Here is a 15,215-nt window from a genome sequence, read left to right as displayed (position 1 = left end):
TACTTGCCATTCTGCTTCCCGGCAGTGCTCGCTCTCCTCACGTACATCAGTACGCTCCGGGAGCTGTGCGCTGGCGGTAACCAGACTGGCAGCGACGCCGACCCCTAAAATTCGTGCGGCTGCCCTTTGATCGTTCAAGCGGGCAGCATGCTGAAAACGGTTATTTTCTGGCAAACGCCTGACTGAGTGTCCAGAATTCACGGCGCTCATCGGCGCTGAGTCCCTGAGTGCGCTCACGCGCAATCAAAAACTCCAGGCGCTCTTCAAGCGCTGCATCATAGATGCTGGCCAGCGAGTCCTGAAACACCGCTTCGGCTTCTTCATCTACTATCATGTGGTTCCAGATCGCCAGTGTTTCAAGCGTCTGACTAAAATTTGTTCCGCGATATAACTCTAGTAGCTGACCGGTGGTCAATCCAGGATTCTCATTACAACGGCCCACTAATTCAATAAATAGCGGTAAACCCGGCATTTTTGACTCAGACAGCCCATCCAGAGAAGGCACCATCGTGGCCAGTTGCGGGTTCTGAATCAGTAACGCAATCAGTACACGCATGGTGGTACGCTTCAACGGAGGCGCAACCGGCGCGGTTCCGCTTGCGGCCTGCTTCGGCATCAGCTTTTCAAGCTGATTATCGTCAAGAATACCCAGTTTATTCCCCAGCTCCTGACGCATATAAATACGTAAGGTCTCACCGGGGATCTGCGTTATCAGCGGTAAAGCCAATGTGCTCAGGCGCGCTTTTCCATCGCGTGAGCTCAGATCCACCTGCGGCAGCAGGCTATCAAATAAAAACGAAGAGAGCGGCATCGCCTGCTCCATCCTCGCTTCGAAGGCGACTTTACCCTCTTTACGAACCAGCGTATCCGGATCTTCACCATCAGGTAAAAACATAAAGCGTAGCTGACGACCATCATTCATGTAAGGCAATGCGGTCTCGAGCGCACGCCAGGCCGCTTCACGACCCGCTCTGTCGCCGTCGTAACAGCAGATCACGGTGTCGGTACTGCGAAACAGCAACTGAATATGTTCAGCAGTGGTTGAGGTGCCTAATGACGCAACGGCATAGTCGATGCCGTACTGCGCCAGCGCAACCACGTCCATGTATCCCTCGACCACTAACAGGCGGGCGGGTTCAGGATGGTTCTTAACGGCTTCATACAGGCCATAGAGCTGACGGCCTTTATGAAAAATGGGTGTTTCCGGTGAGTTGAGATACTTCGGCGTATCGTTACCCAGCACGCGTCCGCCAAAACCAATGACGCGTCCACGCTTATCGCGGATCGGAAACATGACGCGGTCGCGAAACCGGTCATAGGTACGGCCTTTGTCATTGCTGACCAGCATGCCCGCTTCCATCAATGACTCGCGGTCTTCCGATTGCTTGCCAAAACGTTTGAGAACGTTGTCCCAGCCGGCTGGCGCATAACCTATAGCGAAATGATTGATGATGTCGGCGCTCAGACCACGACGATCAAGATAGTCGCGTGCTGGCTGCGCACTGGATTGCTGCAGGCCCTGCTGATAAAAACCGTTCAGGTTCTCCATCAACTGATACAGGCTCTGGCGCTGATGGCGTTCCATCTGGCTGGGCCCGCTGCCTGCTTCGTAAGGCACGTCTAAACCGTGGGAAGTGGCGAGCTCTTCAATACTTTCAACGAACTCCAGACGATCAAAGTTCATTAAAAAGTCGATAGCATTGCCGTGTGCACCACAGCCGAAACAGTGATAGAACTGTTTTTCGCCGTTTACGGTGAAAGAGGGCGTTTTTTCATTATGGAAAGGACAGCACGCATGAAAATTCTTACCCTGCTTTTTCAGCTTAACGCGGGCATCGATAAGATCCACGATATCCGTGCGGGCAAGTAAATCGTTGATAAATACGCGTGGAATTCGTCCAGCCATACGCCCCAGATTTTCAGCTCATAAACGGCAACAAGCCGCGCTTCCTTTCGGAAAGCACGGCCTTTTACTTGACTCTGTCTGCGTGAATCACGCTGTGGAGGCGAACCTCCGGAACGACTTAGTACAGACGAGTGCGGCGTGCGTTTTCGCGAGCCAGTTTCTTGGCGTGACGCTTAACTGCTGACGCTTTAGCGCGCTTACGTTCGGTAGTCGGTTTTTCATAGAACTCACGACGACGAACTTCAGCCAGAACGCCTGCTTTCTCGCATGAACGCTTGAAGCGACGCAGTGCTACGTCAAATGGCTCGTTTTCACGTACTTTAATTACCGGCATGTAACTCTCACCTCGATAAAATTCGGTTTTTGCTGCTGACTGCGGCGCCAGCACATTTCAAAATGGTGCAGCATTTTACTCCAACTCGCGTTGGTTTGTAAAGCACCAAGGATAATTTGAAACCAACAGGAGCGTTTGCCTGTGCGGCTGCCGGTTTTTCCAGGGGCGGGAGTATAGCGCACTCTTTAGCCGACAGAAAATGACTTTTTACGCCGGATGTCCGCGCTGCACATCCTATTGCTGTGATAAACTGCGCGCCGCAAGAATGAGGTGATGCAATGCGAATTCTGGGTATTGAAACGTCGTGCGATGAAACTGGCATCGCTATTTATGATGACGAGGCTGGATTACTGGCTAACCAGCTCTACAGCCAGGTAAAACTGCACGCCGATTATGGCGGTGTGGTGCCGGAACTGGCCTCACGTGATCACGTGCGTAAAACCGTGCCGCTGATTCAGGCCGCACTGAAAGAGGCCGGTCTGGCGCCGCAGCAGATTGATGCCGTAGCCTACACAGCGGGTCCCGGACTGGTTGGTGCGCTGCTGGTCGGTGCCACCATTGGTCGCGCCCTGGCATTTGCGTGGAAAGTGCCTGCGGTGCCGGTCCATCATATGGAAGGCCATCTGCTGGCGCCGATGCTGGAAGAGAATCCACCGGAATTTCCGTTTGTCGCCCTTCTGGTCTCGGGCGGACATACTCAGCTGATTAGCGTTACTGGCGTCGGTCAATATGTGCTGCTTGGTGAATCGATCGATGATGCCGCGGGTGAGGCCTTTGATAAGACGGCGAAGCTGCTCGGTCTGGATTATCCGGGTGGGCCAATGCTGTCGAAGATGGCGCAGCAGGGCACAGCGGGACGCTTTACCTTCCCGCGTCCGATGACTGACCGTCCGGGCCTGGATTTCAGCTTCTCCGGCCTCAAAACCTTTGCTGCGAATACCATTCGCGCCAATCCTGACGATGATCAGACCCGTGCTGATATCGCCCGTGCGTTTGAAGATGCAGTCGTCGATACGCTGTCGATCAAATGCAAGCGTGCACTGGATGAGACAGGCTTTAAGCGTCTGGTGATTGCGGGCGGTGTCAGCGCTAACCGCACACTGCGCGAGCAGATGGCGATCATGATGCAAAAGCGCGGCGGAGAGGTGTTCTACGCCCGTCCTGAGTTCTGTACCGATAACGGTGCGATGATCGCGTATGCGGGCATGGTGCGGTTAAAAGGCGGCACCCGAGGCGAGTTGAGCGTCAGCGTGCGACCGCGCTGGCCGCTGGCGGAACTGCCCGCCATCTGATGTGAAAAAAGCCGGCTTGCCGGCTTTTTTTATGGTTGAGATTTCTTTTTGCGCTTCCAGATCTTGCCTTCCTGACCCCGCCACAGCCGCTGAATATTGTCGTGATGACGCAGCAGGATGAGACACGAGAGCATGGAGACCGGGAACGTGAACTGCGGTTTGAACCACCAGACATAAAAGGGCGCGATCAGGGCGCTGACGATGGCACCCAGCGAGGAATAGCCGCTGAGTAAGACCGTTAACAGCCAGGTCCCGGTAACCAGCCCGGTTAAGTCCCAGCCAATTGGCGCTATCGCGCCGAATGCAGTCGCCACGCCTTTGCCGCCGCGAAAGTGAAAGAACACCGGGTAGATATGACCCAGACAGGCCGCAATGGCGGTCAGGCCGAGATAAAGCGGCGTGACGTGCATCAGATAGGCCAGCCAGACCGGCACCATCCCTTTCAGCACATCAAACACTAATACGGTTGCTGCGGCGGCTTTACCGCCCAGACGCAGTACGTTGGTCGCACCGGGATTGCCGGAACCGTGTGTGCGCGGATCGGGCAGGCCAGCGAGTTTGCAAACCAGAATCGCACTGGAAATCGAGCCGCAAAGATACGCGAAAATAATCATACCAAGCGCGAAAGCACTCATAACACCGTACCGTTCCCTTTAGGGTCGTTTTGATCTCATCAACCGTGGATAATACGCATAATCCGCCGGAAGTGGTATCCGGCTTAGCCAAAAACAGAGACCCTCATCATGGATATCGTATTTATAGAACAACTCACGGTGTTCACCACCATTGGCGTTTACGACTGGGAACAGGGCATACAGCAGAAGCTGGTGCTCGATGTCGAAATGGCCTGGGATAACCGTCTGGCGGCCAGCAGCGACGATGTGAAAGATTGCCTGAGCTATGCGGATGTCTCATTGGCGATCCTGACGCATCTGAACGGGGGGCGTTTTGCCCTGGTTGAGCGGGTTGCTGAAGAAATCGCGGATCTGTTGATGAACCGTTTCAGTTCGCCTGGCGTGCGAATAAAGGTAAGCAAACCGGGGGCTGTAGCCCAGGCGGCGCAGGTTGGCGTGCGAATTGAGCGCGGGACTATTCCTAAATAAATACGATGTGATTGCCATCACAATGAAACCAAACCAAATTACTGTCTGTCATAGCGTGTGCCGTTTCGTTACAGCAGGCGAAACGGTGTAGACCTTAAGGTTTAATTCAGGCTTATAGCGGCATAATTTCAGGCGATAGCAGTGCGCTACCGCCTTTTTAATGGTTTGAAACGGATAGAGGGAACATTTGATGGCAGATATTCATCAGCTTTGGGTAGCTGCAATCCTGGGCGTTGTGGAAGGGCTGACCGAATTTTTACCGGTCTCTTCCACAGGGCACATGATTATAGTGGGTCACCTGCTGGGCTTTGAAGGTGAAAAAGCCGAGACCTTTGAAGTTGTGATTCAGTTAGGATCAATTCTGGCTGTGGTAGTGATGTTCTGGCGCCGTCTGTTTGGCCTGATCGGCATCCACTTTGGCGAAGTTAAACATGAAGGTGTTGGCACCGGCCGTCTGTCGTTGATCCACATCCTGCTGGGTATGGTGCCGGCGGTGGTTGTGGGTCTGGTCCTGCACGATCAGATTAAAACGCTGTTTAACCCGATCAACGTGATGTACGCGCTGGTGGTGGGGGGCGTTCTGCTGCTGGCTGCTGAGTACCTCAAGCCAAAACAGCCGAAAGCCGTCGGCGTTGATGATATTACCTATCGTCAGGCGTTCATGATTGGCTGTTTCCAGTGCTTAGCACTGTGGCCGGGCTTCTCACGTTCTGGTGCAACCATCTCGGGTGGCATGCTGATGGGCGTGAGCCGTTATGCCGCGTCAGAGTTCTCCTTCATCCTGGCAGTGCCAATGATGATGGGTGCGACCGTGCTGGACATGTACAAGAGCATCGGTTTCCTGACAATGGCGGATTTCCCGATGTTCGCCGTCGGCTTTGTCACGGCGTTTATCGTGGCGCTGATTGCGATCAAAGCCTTCCTTGAGCTGATTAAGCGCATCTCTTTCGTCTCGTTCGCGATTTATCGCTTTATCGTGGCGGCAGCGGTTTACATGGTCTTCATGTAAACCCTGGGCAGCCTGCTAGTCAGGCTGCCTGATCGCCAGACCCTGCGCGACGGCGTCAATTCGTCTCCGCGTCATCTCTTCCCGCACCTCTGCACCTTTAAACCCTGCTTCGACGACCGCTTTGGTCGGCACCGCCTGCGCCAGCGCAAAAGCACGACGCAGATAGTCGCCCTGCGGATAAGGCATGCTCTCCAGTCCAGCCCGCCCACGTGCATCCGCTTCGCTGGTCAGTGCCATCTGCTTAATACGCTGCGGCTTACGCCAGGCATCGATCCGATCAAACAGCGCCACCAGTGATGCCGGGGATTGCCGTTCGATGGTGTGCACAATGTCGTGGAACTCGGTCACGATTAACGCCAGATCGCGAATCGCGTTAGGTACCCGCAGTCGCTGACACAGCGCCTCGACCAGTGGAACGCCCGCCAGTCCATGACCGTGATGGCTCGGCCACAGTTCAGGCGGCGTCAGCGCCTTGCCGACGTCATGGAACAATGTAGCGAAGCGCACATCGATCTCGCTGGAGAGGGCTGCAGCCATCGCCAGTGTCATCAGGGTATGAACACCGGTGTCGATTTCCGGGTGCCATTTAATCGGCGCAGGAATACCAAACAGATTATCCAGCTCAGGAAACAGCACCTGCAACGCACCGCAGTCACGCAGAACCTGAAAATAGACCTGAGGATTACGGGCACTCAGCGCCTTTTCCGTCTCTTTCCACACGCGTTCGGCAGTGAGATTCGACAGCTCGCCGCTTGCGGCCATCTGCTGCATCAGTTGCTGGGTTTCGGGGGCAATACGAAAGTTGAGATGAGCAAAACGCGCAGCAAAACGCGCGACGCGCAATACCCGCAGCGGATCTTCACTGAAGGCTTCAGAGACATGACGCAGCAGGCGCAGGGCAATGTCACGCTGGCCATTATAGGGATCGACCAGTTCGCCGTTTTCATCCTGTGCGATAGCATTGATGGTGAGATCGCGGCGCTGTAAATCCTGCTCCAGCGTCACGTCGGGCGCGGACCAGGTGACAAATCCAGTGTAGCCTTTCCCGTTTTTCCGCTCGGTCCGTGCCAGTGCATACTCTTCGCGACTGACGGGATGCAGGAAAACGGGAAAATCACGACCGACCTGTTGATAACCCTGCTCAAGCATGGCTTCGGGTGTGGAACCAGTGACAACCCAATCTTTATCTGTAACCGGCAGATTCAGCAGCGCATCACGCACCGCACCGCCAACAAGAAACGTCTTCACGCAAAACTCCAGAGAAAAAGAAATGATCTGCATGCCGGGCACGTCCCGCGCCTGAAATCAGCAGTGCATCTCATTTTATTGTTGCACAGATTCCCCGGATTGCAGACATGCCAAAAGGGGGATCCTGCGATCCCCCGCGAAAACCCGACAGAATGGGGTCAGTTCATCCAGCGATCGCTTTTCTTACGGCGCGGCAACATATGCGGCAGTAGCAGTCCCAGCAGCAGGCCGACACCCAGCACGCCGCCACCATACATAAACCACTGCATAATGATGGTGCGCTGTTTGTCATCCAGCTGAACGTTGGCGGCGCTGACTTTCTTCTGCGCGACAATCAGCTCATTTTTGAGCTTCTGATTTTCGCCTTTCAGCCCATTAATCACGCCGTCGCTGCTGGCGACTTTGTTCTGCATCTCAGCGGTACGCTGGTTCCAGCTGTTGTCGATATTATCCAGCTTGGCCGTCAGATCCTTCACCTGCTGCTCAAGCTGCGGCACCCGGGTGCGCAGGCTCGGATTTGCGCTGAGCTGCGACAGAGGAATCCAGGTGGTGCGGCCTTCGGAATCGCGGATCTGGCCATAATGAGTATCGTTGTTGGTCTGTAATAGCTGAACTTCTTCCCCGGCATTCAGCTTACCGAGCAGGCGGAACTGATCGCCCGGCCCGCTACGAACCCAGGTTGAAAGCTCATCAGACACATAACGTTTTTCGTCGGCATGGGCAGGTGCAAGGGTGCTAAGGGCCAGCAAAGTGAGTCCAGCGAGTGTAATTTTTTTCATTCGATTTCGTTTGGCTTAGTCTGACTTAAAATTTACCGGCACAGTCTGGAGAGGCCTCGCATAAATCTGAATGAGAACTATCCTGGTCTCATGAGAGTGCGAAAAGGTCTGCGAAAGAGCAAAGAAAGCAGAGACAGCGCGGCTTCTGTGCATTAATCTTCGCCTGATAACCCCTTGCCCTCCAGGCGACAGCATGAGTAACCTGCTGATAATCGCCTGAAATATGCAGGAAAAACCCTCTTAAGTGCCAGCGGCGTAGTGAATAAAAAATTATGACCATCGAAATCGAACTAAAGTTCATTGCAACTCCACAGGCAGCCGGGAAACTGGCTGAACTGCTCTCCACTCTGCCGCATCAGCATCAGGCTGCTCGCGAGCTGACCAACATCTACTTCGAAACCGACGACAACCAGCTGCGACGCTGGGACATGGGATTGCGTATCCGTGGCGTTGACCAGCGCTATGAAATGACGCTGAAAGCCGCGGGGCAGACGCTTGGCGGACTGCATCAGCGTCCGGAATACAATGTAGAACTCAGTGAGCCAGTACTCGACATTGCGCGCCTGCCCGCAGAGATCTGGCCGCAGGGCACCGATGTCACTGCGCTGCAGCCGCGCTTACAGCCGCTGTTCACTACCCATTTCCAGCGTGAAGTCTGGCTGATCACCGCAGGCAACAGTGAAATTGAAGTGGCATTTGATCAGGGCGAAGTCACGGCGGGTGAGCTCAGCGAACCGTTGTGCGAGATCGAATTAGAGCTGAAACGGGGTGAACGCCAGGATCTGCTGGCCTTTGCGCAGCAGCTGGTGGCGCTGGGCGGTCTGCGTATGGGCAGCCTGAGCAAAGCCGCCCGAGGCTATCAGCTGGCCCAGGGTAATCCACCGCGTCAGGTTGAGGCGTTCCCGCTGCTGAAAGCCGGTGCGAAAGCGACTGTGGAGCAGGGTATGGTCGCCTCAATGTCGGCGGGGCTTCGTCACTGGCAATATCATGAAGAAGTCTGGCTGCGTGGTAACGCGGCGGCGCAGGACGCAGTGCGCGAAGCGCTGGATCTGCTGCGTCAGGCGTTCAGTCTGTTTGGTGCGCTGGTGCCGCGTAAAGCCAGTAGCGCTCTGCGTCAGCAACTGACCACGCTGGAAGAGACGCTGGTGAATGAAGAGCAGGAAGCCACCACGTTCTGCTTATCTTCCCTCTCTGTTGAGACGCAACTTGCGCTGACCCACTGGCTGGCGGAATCGCAATGGCGTCAGTGGATCGACGCTAAAGGAGAAGCCAAGCTTCAGGGATCGTTTAAACGCTTCAGCGATATCATGCTGAGCCGTGTTAATGCCGATCTGAGAGAAACCTTCATTACGGTAAAACAGCCTAATGAGTATCAGGACAAAGCCACCCGCCTGGCGCGTCAGCTGCTGACGGTGCACCTGCTGGCGGGTTCTTATCCTGTGGAAACGGTGATGGCCTGGCTTGATCCCTGGCAGCAACTGCAGTCAGCGATTCACGAAAAACAGACGTCCGGATTAGCCTGGCTGACGTCGCAGGCCCTGAAACAGCAGCCGTTCTGGCTCACCAGCGGCGCTGCCCGCTAAGGGACATTCCGTCACGCCATCAAGGAGGGAGTTATGTTGTCAGCACTGCCCGCGTTGCTACGCGACCAGGCCGAAGCGGCCGCCCGACAGCTGGAGATTCCGCTGGATTCGCTCAGTCCGGAGCAGGCTGCCGGACTGGCTTTCAGCGATTTTGTGCTGGAAAACCTGCAACAACATCCCGACTGGTGGCAGACGATGCTCGACCAGCCGCCGCAGCCTGATGAGTGGCAACACTATTCTGCATGGCTGAATCAGGCGCTGAATGCAGTCGACAGCGAAGCGAGCCTGATGCGCGAACTGCGGCTGTTTCGACGCCGTATGCTGGTACGTGTCGCCTTGATGCAGGCTCTGCAACACGCGACGACCGAACAGAGCCTGCAGCAGCTCAGCGTATTAGCTGAAGTGCTAATCAGCCGGGCACGTGACTGGGTCTATCAGGATTGCTGTCGCGATTTTGGTACACCCTGTAATGCGGAGGGTGATGCTCAGCCGTTGCTGATTCTGGGCATGGGCAAGCTGGGCGGCGGCGAACTCAACTTCTCCTCTGATATCGACCTGATTTTTGCCTGGCCGGAAAACGGCACCACACGCGGTGGACGGCGTGAGCTCGACAACGCCCAGTTCTTTACCCGCATGGGACAGCGGCTGATCAAAGTGCTGGATCAACCCACCATGGATGGCTTTGTCTATCGGGTGGATATGCGGCTCCGTCCGTTTGGCGACAGCGGCCCGCTGGTGATGAGTTTTGCCGCGCTGGAAGATTATTACCAGGAGCAGGGGCGCGACTGGGAGCGTTATGCCATGGTCAAAGCGCGGCTGATGGGGGATGACTACGATCGCTGGAGTCTGGAGCTCCAGCAGATGCTGCGGCCCTTTGTTTACCGGCGCTACATCGACTTCAGCGTGATCCAGTCCCTGCGTAACATGAAAGGGATGATCAGCCGCGAAGTTCGTCGACGTGGTCTGAAAAACAATATCAAACTGGGTGCGGGCGGCATCCGTGAAACCGAGTTTATCGTGCAGGTGTTCCAGCTGATTCGTGGCGGACGAGAGCGCTCGCTTCAGCTGCGATCGCTGTTGCCGACGCTGGAGGCGATCAAAGATCTGGCCCTGCTTCCTGCTGAGCAGGTCGATGCACTTCGCGACGCTTATCTCTTCCTGCGGCGGCTGGAGAATCTGCTGCAAAGCCTGGGCGACGAGCAGACCCAAACGCTGCCAGAGGATGAACTGCATCGTGCCCGACTGGCATGGGCGATGGATTGTGTCGACTGGGATGCTCTGATGACGCGGCTCGATGGGCAGATGGCGGCGGTGCGCGCCATTTTTGACGAGCTGATTGGCGAAGATACTCCAGACATTGGCGATCAGCGTGAGCTGGCGGAGTTTCAGGTGTTGTGGCAGGACCAGCTGGAGGATAGCGAGCTGGCGCCGCTGGTCCCGCAGCTCAGCGACGATCAGCGGTTAACGCTGCATCAGACGCTGGAGGCGTTTCGTCAGGATATCAATCGACGCACTATCGGTCCGCGTGGTCGTCAGGCGCTGGATCAATTGATGCCGCGACTGCTGAGCGAAGTCTGCCCGCGTGACGATGCGGCTGTCACGCTGAGTCGCCTGACACCGCTGCTGATCGGCGTGCTGACCCGCAGTACCTATCTGGAGCTGCTGACCGAATATCACGGTGCGCTGCGTCACCTGATTCGCCTGTGCGCCGCCTCACCGATGGTGGCCAGCCAGCTGGCGCGTCACCCCTTGTTGCTGGATGAATTACTCGATCCCGCCACGCTCTATCAGCCGACGGCCACCGACGCCTATCGCGATGAGCTGCGTCAGTACCTGCTGCGCATCCCCACTGAGGATGAAGAGCAGCAGCTGGAAGCTGTGCGGCAGTTTAAGCAGGCGCAACACTTGCGCATTGCTGCGGCTGACATTGCGGGCACGCTGCCCGTGATGAAAGTCAGCGACCATCTTACCTGGCTGGCAGAGGCGATTATCGAGTCGGTGGTCCGCCAGGCGTGGAATATGATGGTACAGCGCTACGGGCGTCCTTCGCATCTGAGTAATGAACATGAGCGCGGCTTTGCGGTGCTGGGCTACGGCAAGCTGGGTGGCTGGGAGCTGGGTTACAGTTCCGACCTGGATCTCGTCTTCCTGCATGACTGTCCGGCTGACGCGGTAACAGAAGGGGAGCGCAGCATTGATGGCCGTCAGTTCTATCTGCGCCTGGCCCAGCGCATCATGCATCTCTTCAGTACCCGCACTTCGTCCGGCATTCTTTATGAAGTCGATGCGCGGCTGCGTCCTTCGGGTGCGGCGGGCATGCTGGTCAGTACCTTTGAGGCCTTTGAGGAGTATCAGCGCAGTGAGGCCTGGACCTGGGAGCATCAGGCGCTGGTCCGGGCGCGCGTAGTATTTGGCGAGGCGACACTGGGTGAACGTTTTAACGTAATCCGTCAGGCGATTCTCTCACTGCCACGCGCCGCGGATGCGCTGCAAACCGAAGTGCGCGAGATGCGTGAAAAGATGCGTACTCATCTCAGTAACAAACATAAAGGGCGCTGGGATATCAAAGCCGACGCGGGTGGCATTACCGATATTGAATTCATCGCCCAATATCTTGTCTTACGCTACGCCGCTGAGCAGCCTGAACTGACGCGCTGGTCTGACAATGTGCGCATTTTTGAGCTGATGGCGAAGTACCATAAAATGCCCGCAGATGAAGCGCAGGCGCTGACGCAGGCCTATGTGACGCTACGCGACGCACTGCACCATCGCGCCCTGCAGGAGTTGCCTGGTCATGTTGAACCTGAGGCGTATGCAGCGGAACGGCAGACGGTGATGAACAGCTGGCAGCGCTGGCTGGTAACCCCTGCGTCTATCCTGGCGTGATGCTGATAGCACAAATCGCAACTGTGCTATCATCCGCGCACTATTTTTAATGCAGTCTGGAGTGTCTGGAATGAAAGTGACTCTGCCCGCGTTCGGCCAAGCCTCAGTGCTGGTTGTAGGCGATGTAATGTTGGATCGTTACTGGTATGGCCCAACCAGCCGTATCTCCCCTGAAGCGCCGGTGCCGGTGGTGAAAGTGGACACGGTTGAAGAGCGCCCTGGCGGCGCGGCAAACGTAGCGATGAACATTGCAGCACTCGGTGCCGCGTCGCGCCTGATTGGCCTGACCGGTGAAGATGATGCGGCGCGCGTGTTGAGTAACACGCTGAAAGACGTCAACGTTCATTGTGACTTTGTGGCGATCAAAAGCCATCCGACGATTACCAAACTGCGCGTGCTTTCCCGCAATCAGCAGCTGATCCGTCTCGATTTTGAAGAGGGATTTGATCAGGTTGATCCGGCGCCGATTCATCAGAAAATGCGTGAGTCACTGGCAGCAGCCGGTGCACTGGTTCTGTCCGACTACGCCAAAGGCGCGCTCTCCAGCGTGCAGACCATGATTACGCTGGCGCGCGAAGCGGGCGTGCCGGTATTAATCGATCCGAAAGGCACTAATTTTGCGCGTTACCGGGGCGCGACGCTGCTGACGCCGAACCTCTCTGAATTTGAAGCCGTGGTCGGCAAATGCAAAAACGAAGAAGAGATCGTCGCGCGCGGTGCGCAGTTAATTGCAGATTTTGATCTCGCTGCGCTGCTGGTGACCCGTTCAGAAAATGGCATGACGCTGCTGCAGCCGGGCAAAGCACCGCTGCATCTGCCGACTCAGGCACAGGAAGTTTATGACGTGACCGGTGCCGGCGACACGGTGATCGGCGTGCTGGCTGCGGCGCTGGCTGCGGGTGACTCGCTGGAAGAAGCCTGTTTCCTGGCCAATGCCGCGGCGGGTGTGGTGGTGGGTAAACTGGGTACGTCGACTGTCAGCACCGTCGAGCTGGAAAATGCGATTCACGCCCGCCCTGAACAGGGTTTTGGCATCATGACGGAAGCGCAGTTAAAAGCCGCCGTTGAGATGGCCCGCCGTCGCGGTGAAAAAGTGGTGATGACTAATGGTGTATTCGACATTTTGCATGCCGGCCATGTCTCCTATCTGGCAAATGCCCGCAAGCTCGGCGATCGCTTGATCGTCGCGGTGAACAGTGATGCGTCAACTAAACGTCTGAAAGGCGAAAGCCGCCCGGTGAATCCACAGGAAAACCGGATGATCGTGCTGGGCGCACTGGAAGCGGTCGACTGGGTGGTGGTATTTGAAGAGGATACGCCGCAGCGTCTGATTGCCGGCATTCTGCCTGACCTGCTGGTCAAAGGTGGCGATTACAAGCCGGAAGATATCGCGGGCAGTAAAGAGGTCTGGGCAAATGGCGGCGACGTGCAGGTGCTGAACTTCGAAGACGGTATCTCTACCACCAACATTATTAAAACCATTCGCGGTAGCTGAAGCAGAGCAGTAAGCGGGAGCCGGGCTCCCGCTAAACCGCTTATTCTGGCTTATTATCCGCAGCAGGCTTCGCCACGTCGGCAGCCGGTGCCTGTGACGCCGCTGGCGAACTCGCTACGGAGGCAGAAGGGGTGACTGCTGCAGAAGTGGTGACAGGTGCCGTTGCGGTCGGTGGCGTACCGGCTGACGAACCCTGACTTTCCAGCTGGGCCAGACGTTGTTCCAGCGCCGCCAGTTTCTCACGCGTACGCAGCAATACCTGCGTCTGCACATCAAACTCTTCACGGTTGACCAGATCCATACGGGTCAGCTGCGCCTGAAGAACCTGACGAATTTTCTTCTCGACATCATCACCAAACTCACGAACACCTTTAGGCATCGCTTCGTGAACCTGACGGGCAAGTTGTTCAATTTTTTTCGTGTCGATCATGATGATTTCCTGGTTACGGGAGCTGTGTCAGCGTGTTTACCAACGTAATAAGTGTTAAGTGTAATGCCAGAAATGAAAAGGATAAACCTCAAATCGGTAACGCAGGAAATGCAAAAGCAATTGCGCTATTGATGATTGCCGCTTCAAACGATCGGCGTTATAGTTTAAAGGCTTATTCTCAGGGCGGGGCGCAATTCCCCACCGGCGGTAAATTAGCTTCGGCTGAAAGCCCGCGAGCGCTTTATCTTGATGAAAAGAGAGATAAAGGTCAGCAGATCCGGTGTAATTCCGGGGCCGACGGTTACAGTCCGGATGGGAGAGGGTAACGACTTCTGTCGGACAATTGTGTCTGCTTCACGTTATTGCCACGTCTTTTTGACGTCACTCCTAAGCACGCCCTGATTCTGGTAACCCATACATTTTAAGGTTTTTATTACCATGAATCAGACGCTACTTTCTGAATTTGGCACGCCTGAACAGCGTGTAGAACGTGCTATCGCCGCCCTGCGTGAGGGACGCGGTGTGATGGTACTCGACGATGAAAATCGTGAAAACGAAGGCGACATGATCTTCGCCGCAGAAACCATGACGGTTGAACAGATGGCGCTGACCATTCGTCACGGCAGTGGCATCGTCTGCCTCTGCCTGACCGAAGCGCGTCGCCAGCAGCTCGATCTGCCTATGATGGTGGAGAACAACACCAGCTCCTTTGGCACCGGATTCACTGTGACCATTGAAGCCGCAGAAGGCGTCACCACGGGTGTCTCCGCTCAGGATCGTATCACCACTATCCGTACAGCTATCGCCGACAATGCCAAACCTTCTGACCTGCATCGCCCGGGCCATGTCTTCCCGTTGCGCGCCAGCGAAGGCGGTGTATTAACACGTGGCGGACATACGGAAGCGACCATCGATTTAGTGACGCTGGCCGGCTTCAAGCCTGCCGGTGTCTTGTGCGAACTGACCAACGATGACGGCAGCATGGCTCATGCACCCGAAGCGATTACTTTCGCTCGCCAGCACAACATGCCAGTAGTGACTATCGAAGACCTGATTGCATGGCGTCGCACGCACGAAACGCGCCACGCCAGCTAATCGTTCTGCTGCATTTAACGGGCCCCTTTCGGGCCTGTTTCCTTTGTGCCGTCCT

Annotated in this window: 13 protein-coding genes and 1 riboswitch; of the genes, 7 read left to right on the top strand and 6 right to left on the bottom strand. The window is 55.9% G+C overall.

Annotated features, from left to right (window positions below; genetic code table 11):
- Window positions 1–160 precede the first annotated feature (160 nt).
- Both dnaG and rpsU read right to left on the bottom strand, forming a co-directional pair.
- Window positions 161–1,906 carry a DNA primase gene (dnaG, locus tag NP77_RS05775; RefSeq protein WP_039659379.1) on the bottom strand — a complete coding sequence of 582 codons (1,746 nt, stop codon included), beginning with the start codon at window positions 1,904–1,906 and terminating at the stop codon, window positions 161–163.
- A gap of 118 nt (window positions 1,907–2,024) precedes the next feature.
- Entirely contained in the window at window positions 2,025–2,240 is a 216-nt protein-coding gene (gene rpsU / locus NP77_RS05770; RefSeq protein ID WP_001144069.1) for a 30S ribosomal protein S21, read from the bottom strand.
- 278 nt (window positions 2,241–2,518) lie between these two features.
- Here rpsU and tsaD point away from each other — a divergent pair, with 278 nt between their 5' ends.
- A complete protein-coding gene (gene tsaD / locus NP77_RS05765; RefSeq protein ID WP_039659377.1) occupies window positions 2,519–3,532 on the top strand; it encodes a tRNA (adenosine(37)-N6)-threonylcarbamoyltransferase complex transferase subunit TsaD in 1,014 nt (337 codons plus the stop codon).
- A gap of 29 nt (window positions 3,533–3,561) precedes the next feature.
- On the opposite strand, the gene plsY is transcribed toward tsaD, so the two are convergent.
- Window positions 3,562–4,167 (bottom strand): glycerol-3-phosphate 1-O-acyltransferase PlsY, encoded by a 606-nt coding sequence (plsY, locus tag NP77_RS05760; protein ID WP_003848436.1) that lies wholly within the window; start codon window positions 4,165–4,167, stop codon window positions 3,562–3,564.
- Window positions 4,168–4,275: 108 nt separating this feature from the next.
- Here plsY and folB point away from each other — a divergent pair, with 108 nt between their 5' ends.
- Entirely contained in the window at window positions 4,276–4,635 is a 360-nt protein-coding gene (folB, locus tag NP77_RS05755) for a bifunctional dihydroneopterin aldolase/7,8-dihydroneopterin epimerase (protein WP_039659376.1), read from the top strand.
- 190 nt (window positions 4,636–4,825) lie between these two features.
- Window positions 4,826–5,644, top strand: coding sequence for an undecaprenyl-diphosphate phosphatase (bacA, locus tag NP77_RS05750; RefSeq protein ID WP_003848438.1), 819 nt, complete (start codon window positions 4,826–4,828; stop codon window positions 5,642–5,644).
- Between the two features lie 15 nt (window positions 5,645–5,659).
- Here the strand turns inward: bacA and NP77_RS05745 are convergent, their stop codons facing one another.
- The gene (locus tag NP77_RS05745; RefSeq protein WP_039659452.1) at window positions 5,660–6,892 is read right to left on the bottom strand and encodes a multifunctional CCA addition/repair protein; all 1,233 of its coding nucleotides are present in this window, start codon (window positions 6,890–6,892) and stop codon (window positions 5,660–5,662) included.
- Between the two features lie 158 nt (window positions 6,893–7,050).
- A complete protein-coding gene (locus tag NP77_RS05740) occupies window positions 7,051–7,671 on the bottom strand; it encodes a TIGR04211 family SH3 domain-containing protein (protein ID WP_008925741.1) in 621 nt (206 codons plus the stop codon).
- 272 nt (window positions 7,672–7,943) lie between these two features.
- Here NP77_RS05740 and NP77_RS05735 point away from each other — a divergent pair, with 272 nt between their 5' ends.
- From NP77_RS05735 to hldE, 3 genes are all read left to right on the top strand, one after another.
- Window positions 7,944–9,254, top strand: a complete 1,311-nt coding sequence (locus tag NP77_RS05735) for an inorganic triphosphatase (protein ID WP_039659374.1) — start codon at window positions 7,944–7,946, stop codon at window positions 9,252–9,254.
- A gap of 33 nt (window positions 9,255–9,287) precedes the next feature.
- The gene (glnE, locus tag NP77_RS05730; protein ID WP_039659372.1) at window positions 9,288–12,140 is read left to right on the top strand and encodes a bifunctional [glutamate--ammonia ligase]-adenylyl-L-tyrosine phosphorylase/[glutamate--ammonia-ligase] adenylyltransferase; all 2,853 of its coding nucleotides are present in this window, start codon (window positions 9,288–9,290) and stop codon (window positions 12,138–12,140) included.
- 70 nt (window positions 12,141–12,210) lie between these two features.
- Window positions 12,211–13,635 carry a bifunctional D-glycero-beta-D-manno-heptose-7-phosphate kinase/D-glycero-beta-D-manno-heptose 1-phosphate adenylyltransferase HldE gene (gene hldE, locus NP77_RS05725; protein WP_039659370.1) on the top strand — a complete coding sequence of 475 codons (1,425 nt, stop codon included), beginning with the start codon at window positions 12,211–12,213 and terminating at the stop codon, window positions 13,633–13,635.
- A 40-nt stretch (window positions 13,636–13,675) separates the two neighbouring features.
- On the opposite strand, the gene NP77_RS05720 is transcribed toward hldE, so the two are convergent.
- Window positions 13,676–14,065 (bottom strand): accessory factor UbiK family protein, encoded by a 390-nt coding sequence (locus NP77_RS05720; protein WP_039659368.1) that lies wholly within the window; start codon window positions 14,063–14,065, stop codon window positions 13,676–13,678.
- Window positions 14,066–14,235: 170 nt separating this feature from the next.
- Window positions 14,236–14,393, top strand: a riboswitch (FMN riboswitch).
- A 110-nt stretch (window positions 14,394–14,503) separates the two neighbouring features.
- Between NP77_RS05720 and ribB the strand changes: the two genes are divergently transcribed.
- The gene (gene ribB, locus NP77_RS05715; RefSeq protein WP_003848447.1) at window positions 14,504–15,160 is read left to right on the top strand and encodes a 3,4-dihydroxy-2-butanone-4-phosphate synthase; all 657 of its coding nucleotides are present in this window, start codon (window positions 14,504–14,506) and stop codon (window positions 15,158–15,160) included.
- Window positions 15,161–15,215: the final 55 nt, after the last annotated feature.

The sequence above is a fragment of the Pantoea sp. MBLJ3 genome, from assembly GCF_000816655.1.
Classification (GTDB): domain Bacteria; phylum Pseudomonadota; class Gammaproteobacteria; order Enterobacterales; family Enterobacteriaceae; genus Pantoea; species Pantoea eucalypti.
The sequence above is the reverse complement of the archived record's forward strand: the minus strand, read 5'-3'. Positions and strand labels throughout refer to the sequence as shown.